This is a genomic window from Streptomyces sp. VNUA24 (genome assembly GCF_029167005.1).
Taxonomy (GTDB): domain Bacteria; phylum Actinomycetota; class Actinomycetes; order Streptomycetales; family Streptomycetaceae; genus Streptomyces; species Streptomyces scabiei.
On sequence record NZ_CP119143.1, the window covers coordinates 8,016,771 to 8,042,632 of the forward strand.

19 protein-coding genes are annotated in these 25,862 nt (G+C 67.9%); 6 read left to right on the forward strand and 13 right to left on the reverse strand.

Going from position 1 to position 25,862, the window contains the following annotated elements; genetic code table 11:
* Positions 1 to 133 precede the first annotated feature (133 nt).
* From PYR72_RS34405 to PYR72_RS34455, 11 genes are all read right to left on the reverse strand, one after another.
* Positions 134 to 907: a hypothetical protein gene (locus PYR72_RS34405; RefSeq protein ID WP_275458910.1), complete on the reverse strand. Its 774-nt coding sequence runs from the start codon at positions 905 to 907 to the stop codon at positions 134 to 136.
* A 98-nt stretch (positions 908 to 1,005) separates the two neighbouring features.
* Positions 1,006 to 2,148 (reverse strand): hypothetical protein, encoded by a 1,143-nt coding sequence (locus PYR72_RS34410; RefSeq protein ID WP_275458911.1) that lies wholly within the window; start codon positions 2,146 to 2,148, stop codon positions 1,006 to 1,008.
* A gap of 144 nt (positions 2,149 to 2,292) precedes the next feature.
* Positions 2,293 to 2,994, reverse strand: a complete 702-nt coding sequence (locus tag PYR72_RS34415; protein ID WP_275458912.1) for a hypothetical protein — start codon at positions 2,992 to 2,994, stop codon at positions 2,293 to 2,295.
* 28 nt (positions 2,995 to 3,022) lie between these two features.
* On the reverse strand, positions 3,023 to 3,541 hold the full coding sequence (locus tag PYR72_RS34420) for a hypothetical protein (protein ID WP_275458913.1): 519 nt from the start codon (positions 3,539 to 3,541) through the stop codon (positions 3,023 to 3,025).
* The gene (locus PYR72_RS34425; RefSeq protein WP_275458914.1) at positions 3,538 to 5,109 is read right to left on the reverse strand and encodes an ATP-binding protein; all 1,572 of its coding nucleotides are present in this window, start codon (positions 5,107 to 5,109) and stop codon (positions 3,538 to 3,540) included. The genes PYR72_RS34420 and PYR72_RS34425 overlap by 4 nt, the downstream gene beginning before the upstream one ends.
* A gap of 27 nt (positions 5,110 to 5,136) precedes the next feature.
* Complete coding sequence (locus tag PYR72_RS34430) at positions 5,137 to 5,589, reverse strand: DUF6238 family protein (RefSeq protein WP_275458915.1); 453 nt, start codon at positions 5,587 to 5,589, stop codon at positions 5,137 to 5,139.
* A 34-nt stretch (positions 5,590 to 5,623) separates the two neighbouring features.
* A complete protein-coding gene (locus tag PYR72_RS34435) occupies positions 5,624 to 7,096 on the reverse strand; it encodes an SCO6880 family protein (RefSeq protein ID WP_275458916.1) in 1,473 nt (490 codons plus the stop codon).
* 143 nt (positions 7,097 to 7,239) lie between these two features.
* Complete coding sequence (locus PYR72_RS34440) at positions 7,240 to 8,631, reverse strand: ATP-binding protein (RefSeq protein ID WP_275458917.1); 1,392 nt, start codon at positions 8,629 to 8,631, stop codon at positions 7,240 to 7,242.
* Positions 8,632 to 8,656: 25 nt separating this feature from the next.
* Positions 8,657 to 9,346 (reverse strand): hypothetical protein, encoded by a 690-nt coding sequence (locus PYR72_RS34445; RefSeq protein WP_275458918.1) that lies wholly within the window; start codon positions 9,344 to 9,346, stop codon positions 8,657 to 8,659.
* Positions 9,346 to 9,654 carry a DUF6112 family protein gene (locus PYR72_RS34450; protein WP_046913952.1) on the reverse strand — a complete coding sequence of 103 codons (309 nt, stop codon included), beginning with the start codon at positions 9,652 to 9,654 and terminating at the stop codon, positions 9,346 to 9,348. Before PYR72_RS34450 ends, PYR72_RS34445 begins: the two co-directional genes overlap by 1 nt.
* A 92-nt stretch (positions 9,655 to 9,746) precedes the next feature.
* Positions 9,747 to 10,892: a C40 family peptidase gene (locus tag PYR72_RS34455; RefSeq protein WP_275458919.1), complete on the reverse strand. Its 1,146-nt coding sequence runs from the start codon at positions 10,890 to 10,892 to the stop codon at positions 9,747 to 9,749.
* Positions 10,893 to 11,470: 578 nt separating this feature from the next.
* Between PYR72_RS34455 and PYR72_RS34460 the strand changes: the two genes are divergently transcribed.
* Complete coding sequence (locus PYR72_RS34460; RefSeq protein ID WP_275458920.1) at positions 11,471 to 12,217, forward strand: site-specific DNA-methyltransferase; 747 nt, start codon at positions 11,471 to 11,473, stop codon at positions 12,215 to 12,217.
* A gap of 96 nt (positions 12,218 to 12,313) precedes the next feature.
* Here the strand turns inward: PYR72_RS34460 and PYR72_RS34465 are convergent, their stop codons facing one another.
* Positions 12,314 to 13,240 (reverse strand): DUF5655 domain-containing protein, encoded by a 927-nt coding sequence (locus PYR72_RS34465; RefSeq protein ID WP_275458921.1) that lies wholly within the window; start codon positions 13,238 to 13,240, stop codon positions 12,314 to 12,316.
* Positions 13,241 to 13,759: 519 nt separating this feature from the next.
* Here PYR72_RS34465 and PYR72_RS34470 point away from each other — a divergent pair.
* From PYR72_RS34470 to PYR72_RS34490, 5 genes are all read left to right on the forward strand, one after another.
* Entirely contained in the window at positions 13,760 to 14,320 is a 561-nt protein-coding gene (locus PYR72_RS34470) for a hypothetical protein (protein WP_275458922.1), read from the forward strand.
* Positions 14,321 to 14,340: 20 nt separating this feature from the next.
* Positions 14,341 to 15,678 (forward strand): hypothetical protein, encoded by a 1,338-nt coding sequence (locus PYR72_RS34475; RefSeq protein WP_275458923.1) that lies wholly within the window; start codon positions 14,341 to 14,343, stop codon positions 15,676 to 15,678.
* Positions 15,669 to 18,935 (forward strand): hypothetical protein, encoded by a 3,267-nt coding sequence (locus PYR72_RS34480; RefSeq protein ID WP_275458924.1) that lies wholly within the window; start codon positions 15,669 to 15,671, stop codon positions 18,933 to 18,935. The genes PYR72_RS34475 and PYR72_RS34480 overlap by 10 nt, the downstream gene beginning before the upstream one ends.
* A 23-nt stretch (positions 18,936 to 18,958) precedes the next feature.
* Entirely contained in the window at positions 18,959 to 21,622 is a 2,664-nt protein-coding gene (locus PYR72_RS34485) for an RNaseH domain-containing protein (protein ID WP_275458925.1), read from the forward strand.
* 331 nt (positions 21,623 to 21,953) lie between these two features.
* The gene (locus PYR72_RS34490; RefSeq protein WP_275458926.1) at positions 21,954 to 24,854 is read left to right on the forward strand and encodes a hypothetical protein; all 2,901 of its coding nucleotides are present in this window, start codon (positions 21,954 to 21,956) and stop codon (positions 24,852 to 24,854) included.
* 97 nt (positions 24,855 to 24,951) lie between these two features.
* On the opposite strand, the gene PYR72_RS34495 is transcribed toward PYR72_RS34490, so the two are convergent.
* Positions 24,952 to 25,716 (reverse strand): hypothetical protein, encoded by a 765-nt coding sequence (locus PYR72_RS34495; RefSeq protein ID WP_275458927.1) that lies wholly within the window; start codon positions 25,714 to 25,716, stop codon positions 24,952 to 24,954.
* Positions 25,717 to 25,862 lie beyond the last annotated feature (146 nt).

Here is a 25,862-nt window from a genome sequence, read left to right on the forward strand (position 1 = left end):
AGCCACTCGGCGAACCCCGCGCGACGGTCGGCCGCCCGGTCGGACAGGTCTCGCTCAGCCTGGTGCCCACAGGAATGGGTGATCTGCCAAAGAGTTTTCACGGCCATGGGAACTGCTCCTTACGGGAGTTGGATCAGCGGTTACGGGAGAACGCGATGCGCGGGTCCACCGGGCGGGTCCCCGGGCCGGAGGTGGCGGGCGCGGCCACCGGCGCCTTACCCGGCAGGCCGGCGCGGGCGGGACTGGCGGCGAGCGCGGCGGCGCTCATAGGGAGCTTCTGAGTGGTGAAGCCCTGATCGCGCTGGTGGCGCGCTGCCGTCGTAGGCGCGGGTGAGTGGCGCGCGGCAATGTCCTGGGCGAGGAGGGGCTGCACGGCCACTTGGAGGTCGGCCCGGTGCATCGCCAGCGTGGCGGTGGCGACCTTGTCGAGCGCCTCGCTGCGGTGCGTGGTGATGGGCAGCGTGTAGATGTCCAGGTCCGGGTTGTGCTGCCAGCCGTGCTCTTCCAGGATGAGCGAGCTGCCGAGAGCGGACGAACCGTTGGCGGTGGCGGCGACCACACCGAGCTGCGGATGGTCGGCGAACGCGACGTCCGGCTCGACGCGCGGGGGCCGGTCGGGGGCGGGCGCTGGTCCGGAGGTCAGCGAGGGGTCGAACGCGGCGTCCACGTCGACCCGGTAGCCGGCCTTGCGTAGTAGCGCGACGGCCCGGGTGGTGCGGCCCTGACCGTCACGCTGCTGGTTGGCCAGCGCGTACAGGTTGGGGTGGTCGGGGACGGGGTGGAAGTCGAATCCCTCCAACATCCAGGTGCTTGCCGCCAGTTGCTTGGGGTTGGCGGCGACGATGCCGAAGTCGGGGTGGCGGCCGACCGCGATGTCGGGAAGCGGGTCGTGCTCGGGGGTGGGCATGGCGGGTCCATCCGATGGGCGCAGGGGGGAGCGGGGCGGTCGAGGGCGGGGACGGTTCTGCTGGTGCGGGACATGGCGGGCTCCAAGCTGGGCGGCGATCAGCGACCGGGCGCGGACGAGGGTCGGGCGGAAGGCAGGGAGGGAGGTGCGGCTGAAGCTGACGGCGGCGCGGCTGGGGTCGTGCGTTGTGCGGTCGGCGAGACCGCGAGAGCGGCGGCGACCCGGGACGCCGCCGGTTCCTCCGGGGCGACTTGGCCCACCCGGGCCTGGAGCCTGCCGGGGTGGTCGGTGTGCCGGTCGGCCAGTTCGCCGCGCATGGACCGAATATCCAATGCGTAGGAGTCGAGCTTTTGGGCGATGTAGCGCAGCCGGTTCGCGTAGTGGGGATCGGCGGGTTCGCCCAGGCCTTCCCACCAGTCGGCCGTCGTGTTGAGGGACTCCACGACGCGTTGCAGAACGCCGTCACCGGGAGCGGTCAGCTCGCTCAGTGCGGCGACAACTTCGCTCGTGTGCGACGCCGACCGGATGGACTGGGCCAGGTGGCCGAGCCGGTCGCCGAGGCTGAGCCCCTGATGGCCAGGGGGCGGCAGACTGGGGTCGAGGAGGCCGGGATCGCACGAGACATCGAAGCCCTCGGCCTGAAGCATGTCGAAGGCCCGGGTCACCATCTGTCGCTGCTCGGCCAGGTCGGTCATGGCGGAGGGCAGCCGGTGGAAGCGCTCGCGGAACAGCACGACGGGGACGAAGCCCGCACGGTGGAGCACCGCGTCGGTGTCGCTCGCGTGGGCAGGTCGCCGTGGTTCCGGCCGGGGCGGCAGTCCGAGCTGGTCCAGGCGAGTGTCGATGGCGGCGAGCAGGCGGGGGATGCTGCCGCCGTGCCGGGCGTGGGGACCGTCGGGCTCCGAGTCGTAGATCACTTCGTGGAGCGTGGAGTCGTCGGGGTGCCCGCGCGTCACCAACCAGCTCTCCGGATACCCGGGTGGGTGGTCGGTGGGCGGTTCCTGGGGCGGAGAGATGATCAGGGCGCTGCCGTCGGGAAGTTCGGCGTGGACGATGTGGTCGCTGAGGCCGTACTCGACGGTGCAGGACAGTCCGCGCTGCCGAAGCGGCGTGGTCAGGTGGCTGTACGGGTGGTCATGCTCCGACGTGCCAGCGGCTTCCTGGATGAAGGGTTCGCTGGTGCGCGCCGTGATGCGTGTGCCCTCCCGCTGGAGGGTGACCAGGGTCTGATCAGGGCGCATGTGGGCTTCTCCGTGGCCGGCCGTCCCCAACGGTCGACGGCGGCGGGACGCCGCAACCGGGCGGGGACTGTGAGGGTGGTGGCGTTCGTCGAGGATCCGGCGATCGGACGGTTTGGCCTCCGCCGGACGTCGGTGCTAGAGGCTTCAGCGCGAGCGCCGCGCCGCGACAGGGGGGTCGGACGTCGCCGAGGCGGGCGGCGAAGCGGCGGAGGCACCGTGCTGGCCGGTAGCGGATCGGGCCAGGGCCGCCTGGACACGCCCGGTGTGCGCGGACTGGTCATCGCCGATCCGGTCGGTCAGGTGATCGGCAGCCCTGGCCAACGCCGCTCCGCTGTAGCTGAGTTCGTCGGCGTAGTGCCAGCCTTCGGAGTTGCGGATCTCGCGGGCTCGTTCCTCATAGAGCTCCCGCGACCCGGGCATCGACCCCTCCATGAGCGCGATGACCTGATCCCACTCGCGGCGGATCTCGCCCGCTCGCTCCAGTACGGAGTCGAATCCCCGCAGGCGCAGCAGGTCGGCGCTTATCGGGCCGTCAAGGTAGTCGGCCGGTTGCGCGGCGGCCCGGACACCGGCGAGGACTTCGGGGCCGTGGGCCAGGAAGGTCTCGACGTGTTCCCAGGCGGCGGCGTCCCGGGCCACCTTGCCGTCGGCGTAGCCGGTCCCGTCGACGGGCCAGCCGTCCTCGTCGCAGTACGAGTCGGAGACCGCGTCCCACTGGTCCGAAGCCTGCCTGATGCCGTCGGCGGCGGAGGCCAGCGCCTGGACACGCGCCCGCCATGCCGCCCGTTCGTCGGCGTCTTGCGGCTGGCAGTCAGGGGTGGCGGAGGAGTCGGGAGAGGTGGGCATGGTCGTTACTCATTTCTGTACTGGTGCCTCACCGCGAACGCGGCAGCGAGCGCGTGACGGATGGTGGGACCGGAGCTGGAGCGTCGTTCCGCTGGCCGGGGGAGGTTCCCCGGGCTGACGCCGCTGGCGAGAGACGGGCTGCTGCTGCCTGGTGCGCCCGGGAGCGGATCTCGTGGTCGACGTTCTCCGCGACGAGATGCAGCTCCTCGCCGAGGTCGGTCAACCGGGAGGCGATGGCGTCCAACTCGGACGCGCTGCTTCGGGCACCGTGGACGCGACACCACTCGGAGGCGGTTTCGAGCATCTGGTGCAGGCGGGCCACCGCGCCGAAGTCCTCCGTGACGGCCTCGCGGAACAGGTCGGTGAACTCCTCGGTCCGGGCTGCGGCGAGGCGGTCGTTCCCGTCAGTTGCCGGTGAGCCGCTGTCCGGACTCATGGCCGGGCCGGCCGTCGGGTCGTGCTGGAGCGGGGCGGCGTCCTCGACCGCACCGAAGCGGAGTCCGGGGGCGAGCCCGGACCGGGAACCCGAGACCTCACGGGGGCTCACTTCCGCACCTCCCCGCTCGGTCCAGGAATTGAGGACCCATCAGTTGCGGTGAACTCGCGAGGGTCTGCATGCATCCGGGCGTCCGTGTCGAACAGTTCGCGCTCGGCCGGATGCAGGATGTGCTGCGTAATGAAGCTCCGACGTGCGACTTTCCACAGGCCTCGGCCCTTGGTCAGGGCGGACACGGCCTGGGTTTCGATACCGGTCAGGCCGAGCAGTGACGCGGCGGCGGCGAGCTGGTCGGGTTCCTGGCGGTAGATGATGCGGGTGCTGCAGTCGGCGAGGAGGCCCTCGGCCAGCACCCGGCCGCGTGAGCCGGCGTCGCCCGCGCTCAGCAGATCGCTGAGGCGGTGGATGACCATCAGGTTGGCGATGCCGAGCCCTCGGCTGAGCTTCCACTGGCTCTGCATGCGCTCTAGCAGGCCGACGTGCCGCATTACGCGCCATGCCTCGTCGTAGATCACCCAGCGTCGGCCGCCGTCCGGGTCGGCGAGCGCGGACTCCATCCAGGCGCTCGCGCAGGTCATCGCGAGGACCAGCGCGGTGTCGTCGCCCGAGCCGCCGAGGCGGGAGAGGTCGATGGACAGCATCGGGGTGGTCGGGTCGAAGGCCACGGTTGAGGGCGCGTCGAACATGCCGCTCAAGTCGCCGTGGACCAGACGGCGCAGGGCGTGCGCGAGGTCCTGCGCGGCGGGCCCCATGCGCCCGACCTGGTCGCCGAGAGCCCGGTCGAGGCGCTCGTGCGCGCCGAGGGTGTGCGCGATCTCGCCGAGCAGGGGCACGGTGCCGCCCGACTCGGCTTCGGTGACGACCAGGTCCAGCGCGAGATCGAGGGCCGTGTGTTCCATCGGCTGGAGATCGCGCTTCAGTACGGTGCGCGCGAGGCCGGCCAGGAGAAGGAGACGGCGCTTGCGGACCTCGGTCGACCAGTCGTCCTCGCTCACCGAGGCGGGCCGCGCTGGGGCATCCAGGGGGTTCAGCCTGCCAGGGAGCCCCGGTCCCAGCGCGATGCTGTAGCCGCCGAGAGCCTGCGCGACGGCCGTCCACTCGCCCTTGGGGTCGCAGGGCACGTAGACCCGGTAACCGTGGGCGATCGCCCGGGTGGCGATGGACTTGGCCAGCGCGGACTTGCCCATGCCGATGATCCCGGCCAGGACCGCGTTGGGGTTGGTGAAGCCCTCGACCCGGCCGCTGCTGTACAGCGAGAACGGGTCGTAGCAGAACGCGGCCTCCGCGTGGACGTCGCGGCCGATGAAGATGCCCTCGGCGCCCAGTCCGCCCTCGGCGAGGAAGGGATAGGCCCCGGACACGGTGGCGGTGGTCATCCGGTGGGCGGGCAGGCGGAGCTTGCCGCCGCGTGCCGAGGCCGGGCCGGGGCGTCCGGACGGCGGATAGGTCGGCCGCAGCTCCGGGTCGAAGGTCTCCTCGTCGTGGCGCTTGGGCGGGGCTCCGGCGAGGCGGGCCTGGCGCCGGGCCTCGGCGAAACCGGCGCGGGCGGCGCGCTGCTCGGCCCGCGACGCCTTGCGGGGGACGAACAAGGGGGAGGCGCTGGCGCGGGTACGGGGCATGAACGATTCTCCAGACGGAAGGCAGGGTCAGTGGCGGACGTGGCCGGTGAACGGGGCGTGGAGGTCGGCCGGGGTGGTACGGCGTCGGACCAGGTGCGCGGTGCGCTGGTGGCGCTGGCAGATGGTCAGCTCCGGTGCGCCTTCCGGCAGGCGGGCCTGGCATGCCTCGCGGTCGGGGACCTCGCCGGAGTCGGGTTGGGGGGCCGCGTGGTAGGCGGCGTGGACGTGGTCGGCGGCCTGCCAGACCCGGGTGCGGGCGGCGCTGAGCTGGTCGCCCTCGATCGGCACGAGCTGGCCTGTGCGGGCGGCGTGGGCGTCGAGCAGGCCGTGCAGCGAGACAAGGTGGGCGTGCAGGGCGTCCAGTTCGGCGCGGGTGGTGACGAGAGGACCGCCTGGCACGTTGAGCGCGCGGTGGAAGTCGAGCGCGGCGGTGGCGAAGGGCACGAAGTCCTGCGCGGTCGGGCTTGCGGTGCGGGACATGGCGGTGCTCTTTCGGAAGGGAGGAGGGCCGGCATCAGACGGCGAGGGCGAGCGGCACGGCGGCGGCGGTGAACGCCTCGGCCTGCTGCCAGGTGAGAGGCCGGAGGTCGAGCTGCGCGCCGACCGCCGCGGTCTCCACGACCGCGCAGGCGGAACGAAGTTCCTCCTCGGAGTCGGCAGAGACGGTCAGCAGGCCCGTCAGGGCGACGTCCGTGTGGCCGGCGATGAGCTGGCGCTCCCGGGACTTGATGTCCTGGTACTCGATGGAGTCCGCTTCGGAGTCGACCTGACCACGCCGCGCCCGCTCGGCGGCGTCCGCGATCACACTGGCCTTCTTGCGCTGGACATCACGCAGGGCGGCGTCCAGCCCCTTCGGCTCGTACGACAGCGACAGGGTCCGCCGCACCCCGGCGGTGAACAGCAGCTGGTGCAGGAAGCCCGCCGACGTCTCGGTGCGGGGCCAGTTCTCCACCCAGTACGTGCAGTGGACGGCGGAGTCGGTCGCGATGTGGTCCGACTTCTCGACGACCACGACCGGGCCGGCCGCAGCCGCGTCGGCCTCGGGGCGCCCGGAAGAAGACCAACGATCCAGTGCGGAAAGGGCCTTGGGGTCGTACGCCGTTCGTACGACTGCCGCGATCTCGCGGGCGGTGAGCCAGCCGGTGGGGTTGAGCCCGGCGGTGCGCGCGGCCTGGTCGAAGGTCGAGGTCAACTGCGCCAGGACGCTGAAGGACCCGGTCAGACCACCACCGGCCTGGTTGATCAGCCGCCTGGCGGCCTTGGCGTCCAGCGAGACCGCGACGTACGCCTCGTGCGGAGCAGCGGCCGGGCCGGCGCTCTGGATCAGCTCGCTGTAGACCCGGCCGGCCACCGGGGCATCGGGCCGGCCGTGCTCCTCCCAGTACCGGCGAAGGGCGTCACCGGAGTCCGGCACGGTGCGCTCGATCACCTGGATCCGGGCGACCTGGCCGGTGCGGGCCAGCGCGGCGAGGGCACGGCCCCAGCCGCTGACGTTGGCGTTCTGGGTGCCCGGGTCGAGCAGCGCGTAGGCGCGGGAGGACACCTTGACGACGGCGGTCAGCGTGCCGGCGTGGGGGTCGTGGACCGCGCCGTACCGGCGGTCGGGCGCGGTGACCACGCGCAGGCTGGCGGCGGTACCGGGCAGGTGGAGGAGTCCTTCGCGGACCGGGCGGCGGGAGGGCCAACACAGCCAGATCAACTGGCCCCGCATCCGGCGGAGCACGTACCGGGTGACGATCGGCGCCCAGTCGGCCAGGGCCCGGCCTCGGTAGCGAACGAAGACGAGCAGGGCGATGCCGGCCCACAGCGGGATGAGTTCGAGAGCACCGACCACGCCACGGGCCAGGATCACGGCGAGCAGGAGCAGGCCGGTGAGGCTCACGACGATCAGTTGCGGGGCGGTCAGGCCGAGCAGGATGCCGCGCCTGCTGCGGTGCGGGAACTTCACGGTGGCCGTGGTGGCTTCGGCCTGAGGGTTGTCAGACATGGAGGTTCCAGACGGTGAAAGCGGGTGGAAAGGGGCGGAAGGCGCGGCGCGCTCTTCTGGAGGTCATGACCGGACTCTTTCGGGTTGTTCGAGGGGAAGGAGGGCGGGCTGGAGGGAAGCAGCCCGCCCCGGGTGGTGGTGGATCAGGACCCCGACGGCGGCTGGTCGGGGTAGACCCAGCTCGTCGGCGTCGGGGAGCCGGTCGCCGACGGACCAGTGGAGGGCGGCGGTGGTGCGGCGGGACCAGCCGGCGGAGCGGCACCTACGCGGGTCAGGCTGCCGCCCGGAATCGACGCGCCAGCGGGCTGAGGGGCGGAGGGAGCGCCCTCGGAGCCCCCTGCTTCGCTGTCGGTAGGCCGTGTGATCAGCGCGGAGATGCCGGGGCGCTGGATCAGGGCGCGGCCCTTGTCGCCGGAGGCGTTCGGGTCCTCGCCGTACCGGAAGCGGGTCTGCGGCTTCGGGGGACCAGCGTCGATTCCCTCCTTGCTCAGGTTTCCGCCGGTGGGATTGATGCCGGAGGCGACACCGTCGCTGCCCGCGCCGGGGACCTTGCTCGGCCCCTGCGGAGCGGGAGTGCCGGTGCTTGCCTGCATCGCGAGGCTGCCCGTGGTCTTCGCCGCGCCTGCGGCGACCGCCATGCCGGCGACGCCGGTACGGTGCAGGTCGTCGTGTCCGCCGCCGTCACTCGCCCAGTGGACGAACTTGTAGGTGGCGTACGGGCAGAGCAGGACCAGGACCATCACGACGATGCCGGCCATCGCGTCGGAGAGGGCGGCCATGCCGTCCGTGGCGTCGGACTTGCCCATGGCCGAGACGCCGATCAGGAAGACCACGGTCATCAGCAGTTTCGACACGACCAGGGTGGCGGTGGCCTCGATCCACCCCCTCCGCCATCGCTTGGCGACCTCCCAGCCACCACCGGCTCCGGCGAAGACGGCGAGGGCGACCATGATCAGGACGCCGACCTTGCGGGCGACCATCACGCCCCAGTACATGAACGCGCCGATCGCGCAGCCGAAGGCGACCAGGGATGGGATGGTCCAGCCGAGGGCGTACATCGGCCCCAACTGGTTGACCTTGATGACGCGGCGGATCGCGTCGTCCACCGAGCTGTTGGCCGCCTGGAACAGGCCGTCGGACAGGGCGTCGACCACCGTGATGGCGACGGAGGTGAAGGCGACGGCGCAGAAGGAGAAGAGGACGCCGGCCATCGTGCCGATCGCGGCTTGGGCGAGGGCGCGTTCGTCCCGTCGCCAGGCCGCGAGCATCAACTGGATGCAGAACGTGCCGACGGTCAGGGCGAGACCGATGGGCAACAGCAGCTCGTAGTTGTCCCGGAACCAACCGGCGTTGAGATCGATGGCGGTGGTCTCGTTGACGGCCCTGGCGGCGAGATCGGCCGCGCTGGCGGCAAGCTCACCCGCTGACTTCGCGATCCACGCCCCGATGCCGTCGGTGACGGTCCCGGCGGGGTTGGTGGCGAAGTCGACGGCGCCGCAGACCTTGTCCATCAGCGGAAGGTCGCAGACTGCCATGGCGGTACCTCCTTACGTTTGGGGGTCAGGGCGCGATGGCCGGCAGGACACCGGCCAGGGCACAGGGCTGGGAGGGGCGGCACTGGACCGCGAGGGTGGTAACGCGGCTCTCGGCGCCGCCGCGCGACGAGCCCTTCCAGGCGATCGACTGCTTGCCGGAGACCGTCACGGCGTAGACGTACGCGGTGGTGATCGCCCCGGGGTCCACCTGTAGGGCCTGGGTGAACGAGTCGGGGAAGTGCGCCTCGTTCACCTTGGCGGTGGCGAACTGGCCGTTGGCGGCCATCTCCTTCCACAGCACGCGCGAGGGAACGAGCGCGTCGACCGAAGCGGTGTCGGCGTACTTCTTCTCGCTGGTCAGCCACCCGCGCAGGGCGGTCAGCAGCTCGTGCTGGGAGTAGGCGCGGGTGTCGTACGACCACAGCGCCGCGGCTGCCGCCTTGCCGAACTTGATCGGATCGTGCGTGGACGGGGGAACCGGGAGGTCACCGCGGCGCCCGTGCGGTCGTGACGAAGCGGAAGCAGAACCGGTCGGGGAAGATGGGGAAGCCGAACTCACCTGCGTCGTAGGAACCTTGGATGAGGTCCTGCTGTCGCGAGTGACGTAGGAGGCCAGGCCGGCGAGGGCGACGAGCACCAACAGGACAGCGGTGCCGAGCAGCGCCCGGCGACGCACGCGAGAAGCGCCGCCGGGGTTCGTGGAGCGGGGAGACATCAGCGGACCTGGCTTCCCAGCGTGCTGAAGAACGCCACCACACCGTTCGCGGCACCCAGCAGGAGGGCCGCGCCGGCGCTGACCAGCACGCCCTTCTTGCCGTTGGCCTCCGCCTGGTGGCCGCCGGAGTGGTGGCCCCAGGCCCACACACCCGCACTGACGGCGAGCGCGCCGACCACGGCGATGATCCCGAAGAGGTTGATCGAGCCCATTACCTGCTTGAGGACCGACAGACCCGGCAGCCCGCCCTCGTTCGGCTTGATCCCGGGGTCGTAGGCGAGCTGGACGACCTTGTCGACGAGGTACATATTTGTGAACTCCAGTTCGATTTAGTGCACGCCAAAGCCCGAGGGGCGAAGCGCCAGTGCAGGAGGGGGAAGGGGAGAGGGAGAAGCGCCGGTCAGACGACTCGACGGGCCGCGAGAATCTGCGGCTTCCAGGACGCGACGGTCGCGAGGTGGACCACGTCGCCGGTGCGCGGGGCGTGCACGATCAAGCCCTGGCCGACGACCATCCCGACGTGTTCCGGGACTTTGGCAGTCCCTTCGGTGAAGACGAGGTCACCGGGCCGGAGAGCGTCGACCGATACCGGCTTGCCCTCCCTGACCTGCGTGTACGTCGTCCGCGTGAGGGTGACCCCGGCGGCCCTGTACGACTGCTGCATCAGCGAGGAGCAGTCGCAGCGACCCGTGGGGTCACTCCCGTGGGAGTCGGTGCAGCTCCCGCCCCACTGGTACGGGGTGCCGAGCTGGCCGAGCGCCCAGCGGATCGCCGTCTGGACCTTGGGCGGAGCGTCTGCCGGGATCTTGTATCCGGCCGGCACGGCGCCGGGCGGGATGGTTCCGAAGTCGGTGCCGTCCCCGCCGGCCGTACAGCCGCCCGCGGTACTCGACGAGGCACTGGCCGTGCTGTCCGAGCCGGACGGCGAAGGGCTCGGCGACGTGCCGCCAGCCTTCGACAGCAACGGCTCGATCGCCTGCTGCAAGGCGGTGGCCAAGGGCTCCCACTTCGCGTAAGCCTCGGGGAAGCCAGACCTCTGCACCGCCTGGGCAGCCTGGGTGACGGACAGGGACTGCCAGCCCGAGACCTTTTCCAGCGCCTCGTAGAACTTCGTCGAGGCGTGCACCGGGTCGAGGATCTCGTTCGCGGTGCCCCACCCCTGCGACGGCCGCTGCTGGAACAGGCCCAGCGAGTCGCGGTCGCCGTAGGTGAGGTTCCGCAGGCCACTCTCCTGCAGGGCGGTCGCCAAGGCCACGATCTGGCCCCGGGCCGGGATGTTCATCGCGACGCCGGTGGCCTGGATGGTCTTGGCGTTGGGGATCTGCTCCGCCGGGTCTTCCAGACCCGGCACGGAGACCGTGCCCTTGCCGCCGCCGTCCAGGATCGCCTTCACCTGGGCGGCGACGGCCGAGGTATCCACAGCCTGTGGACCGCCGGTCGAGCAGGAGGCCGTAGCAGTCCCGGCCCCGACGGCGAGGACCGGAACGGCCAGCAGCAGCGGACCGGAGGCGAAGAGACCGACGACCGCTCCGGTGGTCTTCTTCATCGCCGCCACCGTTCGCCGGGGCGGAGAATCCGACCGGGCAACGGAGCTGGGTCAGGGCGTGGGCGTATCGGGGCGTGCTGCATCGCAGCGGCTCCTTGCGGTTCGTAGGAGGCGCGGTGCCGACTTCTCGTGCAAAGCCGTCGACACCGCGCCGATGTGAATCCGCCTCTCAGGGCGGGCCCGGGTCAGGGGAGTTGGTAGCTCCCGGACACCGGGTTCAGGTCATGCGCGGCAGCCAGCCGCGCTCGTAATCTCAGGTAGTGCACTGGGTCTCCTCACAGCTTCGGGAACAGGGAGTCAACGTGCCTTCCCGCCCACGTTTTTGGACGCGGGAACACGAATCAGCACAGGTCAGCATGAGTGGAGCCGGACTCCACCTCGGTGACGTGGCGAGACAGTAGACCGGGATTCCGGCCGCACCAAACGACCGCCGAACCGGGCCCGAACCACGGCACCGGCTCGTTAGGTGCGGCCGGAAATCGCGGCTAACCTCCGGCGCAACCCCGCTCCGACCGCGTGCTGTTGACCGCCCCCCGGAGCTGGCCCAGTCCCGCCGTGCCCTGAAAGAGGCCCCGCACATGAGCTACACGCTGCACCGAGGCGACGCCCTCACCGTGCTGAAGACCCTCCCGGACGAGAGCGTCAACGCCGTCATCACCGACCCCCCGTACAACTCCGGCGGACGCACCAGCTCGGACCGCACCGGCCGCACCGCCCGCGCCAAGTACGTCACGGCCGGATCGGCGCACCACCTGCAGAACTTCCCCGGCGAGAACCGCGACCAGCGGAGCTATCGAAGCTGGCTGACCGCGCTGCTCACCGAGGCGTACCGGGCCGCGACGGAGCACTCCGTCGCCATGGTCTTCTCCGACTGGCGCCAAGAGCCGACGACGTCCGACGCCCTGCAGATGGCGGGCTGGACCTGGAGCGGCACGATCCCCTGGATCAAGCCCGCCAGCCGGCCCCGAAAGGGCGGGTTCAAGCAGTCTGCCGAGTTCATCGTCTGGGGCGTCAAGGGCAGCCTCGAAAAGGACCGGGACCTCTACCTGCCCGGCCACTTCATCGCCTCCCAGCCCCGCAAGGACCGTGTCCACATCACCCAGAAGCCGGTCGAGATCATGCAGCAGCTCGTGCAGATCTGCCCCGAAGGCGGCACCGTCCTCGATCCCTTCACCGGCAGCGGCTCCACAGGCATAGCCGCCTTGCGCGAGGGCCGGCAGTTCGTGGGGGTCGAGCTGTCCTCGCACTACGCCGACGTCGCCGAGGCGAGGCTCCGAGCGGAGCTGACCCAGGACGACTTCGTCCTGGCAGGACCGGAGGCATGAGCATGAGAGCGACCGGCCCGGGGCCGACGGACCGCAGACGGACGAGGGCGGCTGGTGCATCGAGAAACCGACGCACCAGCCGCCCTTCCTCTTGCGTCAGGCCGTCTCGAACGCCCGCCGGATCAGCGGCCCCGCCTTCTCCAGGTCGGCTGCCGAGGCGATACGCACCTCCAAGTCGCCGGTTCCGAGGTGGCCGATACCGCGCATGTCGCGCGAGAAGCCCTCCTCCAACTCGACCGTGTCTGGGCCGACCCTGAGGTACACCAGGATTGCCTCGTGCTTCGGACGGAAGACGACGGAGGCGACGTTCACCATCCGGCGGTAGGCGATGTAGTGCCGAAGCTGAGCCACCTCGACCTCGCCCCAGGCGGTGAGGGCCTCGTCCAACTCGGCATACAGGTCCTGCAGGCAGGCGGGAGCCGCGCCCGGGGGCGCCTGAACCGAGCCGATGCCGACACCGGCCGCCACCTCCCTCTGCCGATTCTGCTGCCGAGCCGGAGCGGGGCTGGGAGACCCAGAGGCGGACTCGACCAGCAGCAAGCTCAGCAGCCCGCCGTCGAAGACGCGGTAGCGCACCAGGTCGACCCGCTCGCGCAGGCGCTTTACCGCGACCCGGTCGTGGTGCGAGAAACTGGCCGCGATGCAGACCATCCGCGGGTTCCGCCAGTCGATCGACTCGGCGGCCTCGGAACCCAGCTTCTCCTTGACCAGCGCCTCGAACTCGTGACGTGCGGAGTCCAGCCACGACAGGTAGGAGACGGCTTGTGAGAGGACACCGCTGTCGGCGCCCTTCTTGTACTCGATCAGCGCAGGCGTGCCGTTCTCGTCCAGGCCGAGCGAGTCGATACGGCCTCGGTGCCACGGCCCGGTCGGGTACTCGGACGCGAGGAAACGGATGCCGAGCATGGCCTCCATGCTGGCCTCGATCCGGCGCTGCAGCTCGACCTCCAGCGCCATCGTCGAACCGCGTAGCTCGACGTCCCGGCCGTCGGCGTCGCGCCGGAACAGCTTCAGTTCGCTCACCAGCGGTTCCCCCTGTTGCGTCCGAGCCAACTACGGGACAATCCGTCAGAGCTTCGATCTATTCCTGGGGGCACGGAACCGCTGGCTGACCCTGTCAATGTCCCCGACAGGACGGCGGAGCCGATCTGTTCCTGATTCACCCGCTTGAGCAGCGTCTCGCGGGATCCGCTGCCCGAGGGCTGTCACTGGGCTGCCGTAGCCTGACTGGCATGCTGCTAAGCCGCCCCCGCGCGGCCCGAAAGGCGGCGCGGGGCGGCTGATTTCGGCGTGGCTCTGGGGCGTAGGAACGTCGCCTGGGTGCTGCCAGCCACCCGGGTGGTCGCCAGACGATAACTCTGGATGTGATGCACCCTGCGGAAGAAGGCCGACGCGATGTGGGATGGTCTGAATAGCCGTCAGCGTAGCTACTTGCTCGCCTGCTTTCGTGAGGACCAGGAAGCGGAGCGCCGAGCCAGGGCGGCTCGGTCCACTTATCAGGACCCAGGGCCGGCCTCCGCGTGGCGCAAGTTGCCGTTCTCGATGAAAGCCGAGCTTCCGTTCGCGGAGTACACCACGATTCAGAGACGCCTTCGCGGCGACGGCTGCCTCGACGCCGGAGCTGGAGCCACCCTGCACGCTCTCGCTCGCAGAGGGCTTCTGGAGATCACAGAAGATCGGATCGACGTTCCGGAGGTCGGTCTCGTTACCCGTGTCCTGGTGGAACTGACCCGTGCGGGCCGGGCATGTGCCCGTGTCGGACTAGGCATTGCCCCTGCGCCGCGCCGTCCCAAGTACATGTTGTCGGAGTGGCTGTGGGGCAACTTGGCCAGGGTCGCCGCCGCCGGTCAAGACGGGCTGCCGGAGGACGTGATGGGAGGCAAGGCCAAGTACTACCTCGGTACCGACTACCGCCCCAACGGTAAACCGAGTCGGGGTTACATCGATTGTTTCGCCGTTCGTACCGAGAAGGGGCGAGGGACGTTCGTCCGGGAGTACCGGTGGCGGATCACCGAGGCTGGAAGGCGGCACATCAACGCGTACCGCGCCGCCTATCAGACTGCGTATCCAAATGTCCAGGTCAACGTCCCGGATTCGCTGTAACGGCCCCGATCGCCGCTCGATTGTCAGACCCCTGGTTTATGTTGCCAAGCGTGATGTTCACTTCCGTGACCGAGCCGATCAGCCATGACGTAGTCCGGCAGATGGTGATGCGGGCGGCGGCCATGTCCGCCGAGGCCTTCACGAACACCGAGCAGTCTCCCGAAGGCCGCCTGCGCACTCTGATGGAGGGCCACGGGGAGGTCCTCGCCGTCCGTGGACCCGGCCAGCCGCTTCCCTTTGACACCTTCCTGCAGATGCTGAGCGGCGAACTCGCCCTCCTCCTCCCCGATGGGGTGCCGCCGGAGGAGATGACTGGCGTCCACCTCATCAATGGTGACGGCCTGTTCGAAGAGGACCTGTTCGACTTGGACCATGAACAGAGGGAGGTCGCGCGAGCCGTCCGCAAGGCGACCAGGGATGGCCGGTCCACCTCCCTCGCGGAACTCGAACAGGAGATGGATCAGGTCACTGTCTATGAGGGGTTACGGAAGCGAGGCACCCAAGAGGCGTACGTCAAGGGCCGTTCCGACCTTTCTCGTATGCCGGCCGGGACCGAGACGGAGGTGCGGCGGCTGAACCTCCCCAGCGTTGTCGGCCAGTTCTACCGGCCCATTAGCTTTGCCGCGCTCTACGAGCAGTGGTGGTTCGCCTGCCCCGTGTGCCGCTGGCCGATGAAGGTCACCCAACACCGTTCCCGCAAAACGGTCACTGGCAGGGTCCGCTGCTTCTACCGGCCGCACGCGGAGCTGATGGGGGCCTCCTACTCTTTCAAGATCCCCGGCGCCGGGAACCCGCCGTCGCTGATCCCCGGCGCCCCGCCCCCGGCCCCTACCGGAGCGGCGTCCGTCCTCGCCCCAGACCTGCGAGGGCCCGTGCCGCAGCCGCTGCCAGCCGCCGGGTATCTCGCGCTGACGCGTGGACCGTGGCGTTACACCACCGTTCCTGGCCTCGTCGAGATCGCCCTGTACGACGCGCTGCGCTCACGCGGTTTCGTCGCCGCCCCCGAGCCCTACATGAACCCCGTCGCCCTGGGCGTCGGGGCCGATTGTCCCGGCACGATCACCGTGTGGCCCTACCAGGATGCCTATGACCTGCACGTGGATGTGTGGCACCGCGACGACGAGACGGAGTCCTTCCTGCTCGACATCAAGGACTTCACCTCGGAGAAGCTGCTGGCGAAGAAGATCCAGGCTGACGGCGGCGATGCCGGTGGAGCGGAGTGGATTGTCGTCCCCGACCACCGCGAAGCCTCTCTTCCCCTGCTGCGCGGGGTGTGCGCGGAGTTCGGCCTGAACGTGGCCACCGCAGGTGACATGGGCGAGAAGATCTGCAGAAGGGCGGGAGTCCGATGGGCCTGACAAGCAAGCTCCGCAAGGACGACGCGGCGGTCTTCTGCGCGCTGGCGCTCGCCGCCCACTACTTCCCCGGTCCGCCTGACGAGCACGGGCAGCCCACCGCCAGGTTCAGGCACGCCGCATTCCTCCTGTCCGGCCAGTACGACAAGTGGTCGGCCTGGGCGAGCCTGCCGCACGACGAGAAGCAACGACTCGCGGACGTTCTCGTCAACGCCCCCGGTGAGTTCGCCAGCGCGCCGGCCTTCACGCATGCAGCCCGTAAGAGACTGGCAACACCTCCTGCCGGGCAGGCCCCCCAGTTCGTTCCAGTCGGCGAACTGCCCGTGGCGGAAGCAGCCTCGCCCCGGGTCGGAGACGATCTCCTGGGCTATGTGGACCGCACCCTGAAACGGGTCCACAAGGATCACCCCCGTCCCAAGCCTGCAACGCCCGCCGGGGCCGGGGTGTGGATGACCCGCAAGCTCTACGCCGGGGGCATCGGGGAGATCCAGGGCCGAGCTGTACTCCCCACGTTCGCGGGCAGCTCCGAAACCGACCCGTGCCAGAGCCCGCCGCAGGTGAACACCGCCGCCCACACCCCGAACGTCGAGATCCCTACCAGCGGCCTACTCGACCTCGCCCGGCAGTTGGATCAGCGACTCAAGCCCGAAGGCCGACACCTGCACCAGGTCCTCAAGGCGCTCTTCGGCCAGCTCAACACCACGGACACCATCTCTCCGAAGGAGATGATCCGCCTCTGCGCCGGCGCGACCGAGGTCTTCAACGCCCCCACCGGTACCGGGAAGAGCGTCCTCGTCCGAGTCATGGCGTCGTGGTTCGCCATCAACAGGCTGACTCTCGCGATCGTCCTGCCCACTGTGGAGACGACGCTCGCGGCAGCGTGGGACATCAGCGAGGACCTCGCATACCTTGGCCGCCCCGAGACGTGCACACCCCTGATGTCACCGTACGGACTGCACGAGCGGGCCATGAAGGTCGCCTCCCGCATCGAGGGCTCGATCGCCGAGCAGCCGGCCAAGATCCGATGGAAGATCAGCCAGCTCTCCTACGGCTGCTCGCTGAACCGCTTCACCGAGTCCACGCACCCCTACCCGGCCGGCTCGGAATCCTGTATGAGCCTCTACCCGCTGCCCCCAGACAAGGGAACCCGACGCTGCCCGTTCGTGCCGGTGTGCGGGAAGTACCAGCAGCACCACAACGCGTGCACCGCCTCTGTCGTGGTCACCAACCACCACAACTTCATGATGGGCCGGATGCCCATCGGTATCGACCTCGACGGTCGGCCCACCGACGGCCTGAGCGTGGCCGAGTTCCTGCTGCGCCGCTGCCAGGCCACCCTCATCGACGAGATCGACCAGTTCCAGTCCACGGCCATCGGGAAGTGCTCCAGCGAGCTGGTCCTGGACTCCCGCCTCGACAAGAAGATCCCGCTCCAGCAGCTCCACGACGAGCTGGGCAAGCAGCCACCCGCCACGGTCAAGGAACTCGTTCCACCTGTCACCTACGCCCGCTACCTCACCGAGTTCCTGTTGGCCGCCGTCTGCGAAGGCCAACTCCACCTGCGGCACTACGAAGGCGACGGTGGCCCCGTCGGTGACCGTGCGGGAATGAACAGCACCGGATGGCACATCTCCGGAGGCCGGGACCGCCGCCTGATCCACCTGCTGTTTCCCGAATCAGGCATCACCAACGAACACGAGATCCCGCAAGAACTGTTCGACAAGCTCAACGCGCTCAGACCGCCCAAGCCCGGCCAGGACCCGATCGACGATCCTTTCAGCACCGTGGAACTGGAAGACCACTACCTGGAAGTCCGCGACGTCCTCGGTGACCTTCTTGGCCACCGCGGTACCGATCTGCTCACTCACGCCCAGCACCGCCTGGACGACATCCTCAGCGACATCGTCAAGAACGAGCACGACCGCGCTGAGGCCGTCGAACTGCTCATCGTCCGCACCTGGCTGTCCGAGCTGGACGACACCCTCAACGACCTCACAGGTAAGACGGCCCAACTTCGCTCCAGCGGTCTGGCATCGGCCCGCGCCCTCGCCGAACGCCTCGAACGAGGCATTGGAGCCAACATTCTCCCGTTCGGCATGCTCGGCCGCGCACTGTTCGGCTACCGCGTCACCGGCCTGGACGACCCGGCCAAGACCGGCGAGCTCACCTCCCAGAGCATCACCGGAGACCCGCACACCTACACCGCCCAGCTCGGCAGTATCGTCTCCCTCGCTCTTGCCGGCGTGGAGCGGCCCGTGATGGGCCTGTCAGCGACCGCGTACTTCCCGCAGGCCGTCCGCGAGCACATTCACAGCACCGTGAAGTGGTGGATGACCGACGCCGCGCCGGACAGCATCCGCGCGAAGAGGCACACCATCACCGACTCCCTCAACAACCCGATCCAGATCTCCGGGCTCCCCCAAAACCTCAAGGCCGCCGCCCTCAAAGCGCTCGGTGAGAACCTGTACGACACCCGCATCCACCCCGAGCTCGAACGCTTGGAGAAGGAAGACAAGGACCGCGCCCACGCCGCCGTGGTAGTCAACTCCTACCTGCACTGCCGCTACATCGCCCTGGGTATCTACAACTCCGGCAACTACACCGGCGGCCTGTGCGTCGCCGTCCCACCGGACAAGGAACGCCGCAGCGACCTGCCACCGCTACCCGCCGGCATCGTCGAGCTGACACCTGAGGAGTTCGAGACCTTCCCCACCAAGGGAAAGATCCTCGTCGTGCCCATGGCACGCATCGCCCGCGGCCTGAACATCGTCATCGGCACCAAGTCAGCGATCACCCCCGTCTATTTGTGCACCCGCCCCCTGGCGCTCTTGAGCGATCCTCCGGAGATGTACGCCTCGGTCAACGCCGCCGGCCTCAACAGCCTGCCGAAGGTGCCCAGCGACGACCCCGTCACCGCTCTCGCAGCCGCGCGCACCGAGGCGTGGAGACGCCTCAGCCTGATCATGCGCTCCGCGCCCGGCTTCGGGTCGACTCACAAGGTCCTGCAGGAGGAGATCGTCGCGGGCATGGTCGTGGACATGATCCAGCTCGCCGGACGAGCACGGCGCGGTGGAACGGACATGACCCTGCACCTCGTGGACTACGCCTTCCACCGCGACTCGTGGCAGGCCGACCTCGCCAGCATCCTCAAGCGGATGCACGAGAACTGGGACGAGGACGAACGCCGCCGCATGAGGGACATTTACCGCGAAGCCCTCGCCGCCTTCCTTGCCTACGCCGGAATCGACCTTGCTGCATGACCTTCGAAGGAGAACCCGTCCCTATGTCCTCCCGCCCGCCCAAGGTGACCCAGCGTCTCGATCTCCTCGCCGTCCGGGTCACGCGCAGCCTCCTCTCGGACGCCTCCGTCCACGTCCGTGACTGCGGCCCGGCTGGCGTCAAGCTGTGGAACACCTTCGACAACGCCTACCGCCGACGGGCAGGGCGGGACGAGGTCCAGGCCCCACACTCCATTGCGACGACGGCCCTTCGCGCCCTCACCGGCGGGTACGTCTGGTTCGACGCCAAACGAGCCGTCCTGGCTAGCCGGGACCCCATCGACGACGACACGGTTCGCGACGTCTTCACCCTGCTGTACGGGCTGGCGACGGGCGAAGACATCGACGACATCGACCTGAACCAGCCCGTCAGCATCGCGGAAAAGTTCGCCTCCACCCCACAGGAACCGCGTGAGCTGGCCAAATACTTGGGGTCCTCGCAGAGTAAGCAGCCGGATGCCCCCAACTGGGTTTATGAGACTGTCGCCTGGGACCTCGCCCGCCGGATCGCGGCCGAACCCTGGAAGATCGACGGTCAGTCCGTCCGGCTCCGCCCCGACACGGCGGGCGGCCTCGTGGCATGGGACGACCCCTGGCCGGACGAGACCGGAACCCGGTTCGCCCTGCCGCGGATCCGGCTGCGGATGAAGACCGAGCCCAACGTCAAGGACCCCCTGATCCTCGTCTCCGCTTCGGCGACCCGTATCAGCAGCTCTATGGACTTCGCCCGCACCGTCCTCGCCAAGCAAGACCGCGCAGACCGGCCACTGGTCGAGGTCGAACTCGACGGCCGGGGACGCATGCGCAACGTCAACAGGCTCGCCCTCCAAGCACTCTCCCGGCTCGGCATGGGCCGCTCCGTTCTCCACGAGGTCGACCGGCAGATCCAGGCCGACAGGCTGGCCCGCCAGCAAGCCCAGGAGAACGGTGAGGAGAGGCCCGCTCCGCAGCCACTGGGCACAGTGCGGCCCATCATGTCCAAGAACTTCTACTTCCCCGTCGGCTCGGGTGTCGGCATGGATTACTACCGGGGGCTGTACGACCACATCCAGAGCACCCTCGGCGACAACTGCCAACCGTTGTACGGCTTCTTCGAGGGCGGCAACTTCAAGCAGGCCAAGAAGGACGAAGTCCTCATGGAGCCACTGGACGTCACCCGCTCCCTGGACGCCATGGGTCTCAAGCACCTGCGCATCGTGTGCCTGTGGGCGACCGACGAAATCCGTCAGCGGATGATCAACGCACTAGCCCGCGCCTACGGACTCGACCCCGTCGGCCTCAACCCCGCCGAAGGCAAGAACGTCACGCTACACGGCACCCAGGTCAGCGTCGTCTTCCATCACGTTCCCGAATTCCTCCAGCATGGCCCCGCGGCCGGCCGGTCTGCGCACACGGCCGACCTGCTCTCCTTGAAGACGGCGTCGGGGGAGATCGTCGGTGTGTGGGCGGAAACCGAGTACGGCGACGGGAAGAAGGGCTCCCCACAGAGGCCGAAGGACAGCGAAGACGCCAAGCACCAGACTCACCGCGTCCTGGCCAAAATGGACCTGGTCGTCCAGTACATCGACAGGGCTGTCCAGACCGGCATTGACAAGTCCACCGGCATGGACCACCAGAGCCTGTCCTGCCTCATGGACCTCTACCGCAATCTCGGGTTCATCGACCGGCGAATCTCCCGCGTTCTGACCAAGCCCATCGGCAAGCTCCCCGCGGACGGGGTAGCGCACTGCGGCGTTCACGTCCGCAGGCAGTCACGCCGCCCGGGCGAGAGGGACGCCCGGATCTCCGTCTCCGCGAGCGTCCTCAAGCCCCCCGCCGAGGAAGACGGTGCGTGGACGCTCCACGGATGGTCGTACACCGACCGCACCTGGAGGCCATATCACCTGGCCGAAGCCGCCTTCCATGCCGCCGACTACCCGGCAGGCAAGATGACGGAATTCATGGACAACTTCGCTGGCTATTCCAGCACCGCCAAAGTCATTGACCAGGCGCTCGAAGACCTTTCCGACTACCTGGGCGGCACCCCGTACACGGTCACGGTGGACGGCTTCGCCTGCCGACGGCTGTGGAAGGGCCTGAACAACAAGGCCCAGGGGCAGCCACCCGAGCCCAACACCACCTGGCTCCCGGGCTCCACGATCGCCCCCAAGTACCGGCCGGTCGCCGTGATTCGCCTCAACACCACCGATGAGGAGGTCCCGCGCCCGGTACAGGTCACCATCACCGACGAGAATGACAGCGAGGTCAAGACCAAGGAACGCACCACACAGGTCTTCCGAATCGACCCGGATCCGGATCTCGGCGAGCAGTGCACCTGGCTGCTCGTCAACACTACCCACCAGTTCGACGGAAACGGCGCCGGCAGACAGGGCTCGAAGAAGACCCGCTATGGCGCACTGCCGTGGAACAAGGGCAAGAACGAGATCAAGGCGAACTACTACGCCATGACCGCCACAGAGATCTTCCCGATCGCTGTGAACACCGACCACCGCCGAGAACTGATGATGGTGGCCGCCAGGCTCTGCCACCAGGCCCTCGCCTGGAAGCACCGCACCCGCTACCCGATCCCCCTCCACGCGGCTCTCCAGATGGACAAGGACCACCCACAATACCGACGCACCGTCACGCCCGAGGACCTCGACGGCGAGACGAACAGCGGGGCCGAGTAGCCCCGTCACCCCTTACACGTAGCCGCGGCCCCCACCACGCAGAGGAATGGCACCTGATGTCGCTCCATGTGACCCGGGTGGCGGGCCGCGTTCATGGCCTGGATTGCGGGCGGAGGGCGAGCGGGGGTGGGCCGTGCTCGGTGAGGCGGAACGCGCGCAGGGAGTGCCGCAGGTGTGACGACTGCGCCAGCGCGTCTTGCGCGCCGCGCACGAGACCGGGAAGCCGCGCCACTTGGGCCTGCCGCCTGCCTCTTGCCATGGCCGATGATTTCGCGTGCTCGGCTTTCGCGTCCCTGGGACGCTCTGCCATCTGGGAGGGAAGGATGATGGGGTGGACTACGACTTGAGTCGACTTGGCAGCCGGGAGTTCGAGCACCTCTCACAGGCCTTGGCAAAGCGCGTGCTCGGTCCGGGCGTGTCGGTATTTGGAGACGGCAAGGACGGTGGTCGCGAAGCGTCATTCGCCGGCCCGGTGCCCTACCCGCATTCAGGGCAGGAATGGGACGGATATGGGGTGATCCAGGCAAAGTTTAAGCAGCGTACCGATGGCGTCAGCTCAGGAACCGAGTGGCTTGAGCGTCAGATCAAGGCAGAATTCACCGCCTGGTTGGACTCGCAATCGAAGCGAGGGCGGCGGCCCGAGTACGTCCTGTTCACCACCAACGTGGTCCTATCTCCAGTGCCTGACTCCGGGGGGATCGCCCGCATTGAGCGTCTGATAGCCTCCTACGCCACCCAACTGGAGCTCAAAGGGTGGGCCGTATGGCACTTTGATGAGATCTGCCGCTATCTCGATATACACGACACTGTCCGTCGCGCTTACGCTGGCTTTGTCACTCCGGGTGATGTCCTGTCCCGCCTGCTCGCCACGGTTACCGACGCGGATGCCGAGACGACAGAGCTCATCCGTGCGCACGCGGGTAGGGAACTCCTCACCGATCAGTGGATCCGCCTTGGCCAGGCTGGCGCCTCGGCGGGGAATCAAAGACTCGGCTTAGGTCCGGTCGCCGTCGACCTGAGAGCGGCACTCGGTCACCCAGACCACCCGTCCGTCGGTAACAGCGAACCATCTCGCCCTAAAAGTTCGAGTTCCACCCATGCTGCCGCATACATAATTGACCGTGGAAATAGAGTTCTGCGTCCATCCCAACAAGAGAAGCCTGACCCTCGACACATCGTTCTCTTTGGCGGCCCCGGTCAGGGAAAGAGTACTCTAGGGCAACTGGTTTGCCAGGCTTACCGTATAGCCCTTTTAAACGAGGGTGAGTCCCTCCTTCCTAGTCAGGTTCGTGAGGTCCTACGTACATTGCGCCAGGATCTCACGGCGATTGGATTACCCTCTCCGAAGTCGCTGCGGTGGCCGATCCGAATTGTTCTCAATGACTACGCCAACGCCATTCTTGGCGGCGAAGATGTCAGCCTGCTGCGCTATCTGGCCCGCAAGATCAACCATCGGGCCACGGAGACGATCACGGGTGCACACCTCAAGCGTTGGCTGCGCACGTGGCCATGGATTGTGATTCTAGATGGCCTCGATGAAGTCGCTTCTATGCATACGCGCGAGGAGATGATGTCCCGCATCTCCGACTTCCTCATCGAGGCTCACGAGAGCGACGCTGATCTCCTGGTCGTGGCCACCACTCGCCCGCAGGGCTATCAGGGCGAGTTTCACGATGGCGACTACGAAACCCTCAAGCTGCTTCCGATGTCCACCAAAGACGCCTCCCTCTACGCCGATCGACTGGCGCATGCACGGCACTTGGACGACCCAGACATGCGCGACACTGTCTTGCAGCGCATCGCAACTTCATCCCGCGACCCGGGCGCCACCCATCTGATGAGTACGCCGCTGCAGGTAACGATCATGTCCCTGTTGTTGGAAGAGCGTGCCCGTATGCCGCAGAACCGCTATGAACTGTTCGATGCTTATTACGACACTGTCTATGCTCGAGAAGTCGCTAAGCCCGGCGGTGTTGGCCAGCTCCTCGCCGAAAACCGGCGCCACATCGACTGGGTTCATGAACACGTCGCACTGCTATTGCAGTCTCGAGCGGGACAAGCCAGGAAAATGGACGCTTTACTGGAGGAAGACGATCTGCGTCAGCGTATCCGCCAGCGGCTGCTTGAGGAGACTGAAGACCCTCTGCGGGCAGAGAGCCTGGCCGAGCGACTTCTCAGCGCCGCGACCGACCGGCTCGTTCTGCTTGTCGCCCCTGATGCTGGCTACATCGGTTTTGAGATCAGAAGCCTGCAGGAGTTAATGGCTGCTCGTGCCCTTATATCTGGTCCCGAAAACGACATTGTTCCACGAATGGAATCCCTTGCCACCGACTCCTCATGGCGCAATACGTGGATGCTTGCCGTCGCCGGCCTGTTTACTCACCGTCCCCATCTGCGTGGTGATTTACTGAACGCCCTGCGTCAGCTCGACTCGCGTGACACTGTCACAATGACCCTCTTGCCCGGTGCGCAATTGGCGCTAGACCTCCTTGACGACGATGTGACTCGACAACATCCTCGCTTCCATAATCTACTTGTCCAACATGCCACCGCGCTCATCGGTCAAGGGCCGAGGGGCGATCTCTTCATCAATGGTTTTGCCGAAATCCTCGCTAGGGCGGCAGAGCACCATGACCAGGCCCGAGCTATGATCGAATACGCAATCAAAGATGCGCTCAGCGCCAGGGACGCCCGGTTGCTGACTGCCCTGCAGATTCTCACAGGGTGGGACGGTGGAGAGCGCGCCCTCGGAAGAGCTGCTAGGCAGCTCCTCACAGCCGCACTCTCTCGGCTCGCTGACGATGAACGTGCGGCTGCGATCATCTTCTCGGTCCAGGACTGGGCAGATCCGATTCCTGGGCTGCCTCGACATGGTGCCATGCCCGTCGAAGGGGATTCCAATCTCGCGGATCTTCTGCGGCCCCACTTAACGGATTGTGCCCGCAAAACACCAGCGGGCCGGATTGTCCTCGACGCGCTGCAAGGATGCCCCGTGCATCATGTGATTATTGCGGGCGTCGTCACCACTTGTGCTAATCCATACATGATAGATATGCCGATGGTGCTCCCAGGTGAGGGGCTTCCGGATCTTCAGCAAGCGTGTATCGCGGTGATCCGCTCTCAGGGGATTGCCGCCTGGGATATCGGAATGACTTTTCTTGGCATCCTGGAAAAGTTGGCCTTTTCTGAATCTCAGTACCGCGGCATGCCGCATGTGTTCGGACTGAGTTGACACGCCAGCTTGGTGATGCTGGGCTGTCTTGCCTGCAGACGGTGGCACGTTCCTTGAATGTCTACCCGCGCGCAGAAAACGCCCCCGCGGAATTCATTCAGGGCGAGGGGCGGCCCTTGTCGATCCGATCCAACTCGGTCCGAAGGCGTTCGGCCTCGGCTTCGGCTTTTCGCAGCCTTCGCTCCAAGGTGGACCGTGAGGGCGTGGGTGCGGTGCTCGCCGCCTTCTTGGGCTGTCGCTGCCGGGGGACAAGCCATCCGACCCGCTCGTAGGCCAAGATCAATCGCACTTGGGGGCAGGAGTAACAGAGTTGCTCAGGCTCCGGGGTCGGCCAGCCGTCCGCGAGCATCCGTCGGGTGTGCTCCCGATCCCGCTCGGTCTGCAGCTCCGGGTTTGCGCGCCAGGCGTCCTCGAACTCGGCGGACATCTGCTGGACTCGTTCCGGAGCCGCACGACGAGGCCCAGAAGCAGGCACCCAATCGAGACTCGGGGCGATGGCCTCCTCCACGTGACCGCAAGCCAGCGTCACCTCCCAGAACGCGGAGGTGTGCGGCTCGTCATGGCGGAGTACCGACCAAATCTTGGGATCCGTGTCGTCCGGCGGATCGACCGGGTCGGCGGGAAACGTCACCTCCCTCCGCTCTCTCCACTCGGTGATCCCGCGATAGGGCGGCGGAGGGGAGTCGTCGTGATGGCAGATCATCTGCCCAGGCGGCAGCGGTGAGCGGTGATCTTTCCACTGCGCCTCGTGCGGTGGGGTGCCGTCTTCGCGAGTGAGGACCTCGGGGATGCAGCCACAGTCGAGCTGAACGCGCCATCGGAACACGCGGGTCAAATCCGGAATCAGGAAGTCCCAGAGCACTCGCGGGATGTACCCGCGCATTTTGGTGGCCTCCGCCTCGCACTCCCGCAGCACCTCCTGGCGTGCTCTGGCCTTGCCTGGTAGCCGCTGCGCCGTGGGGGTGCTCGGCGGCGGTCGGTCTTCCAGGAGAAGGTGGCGACTATTGG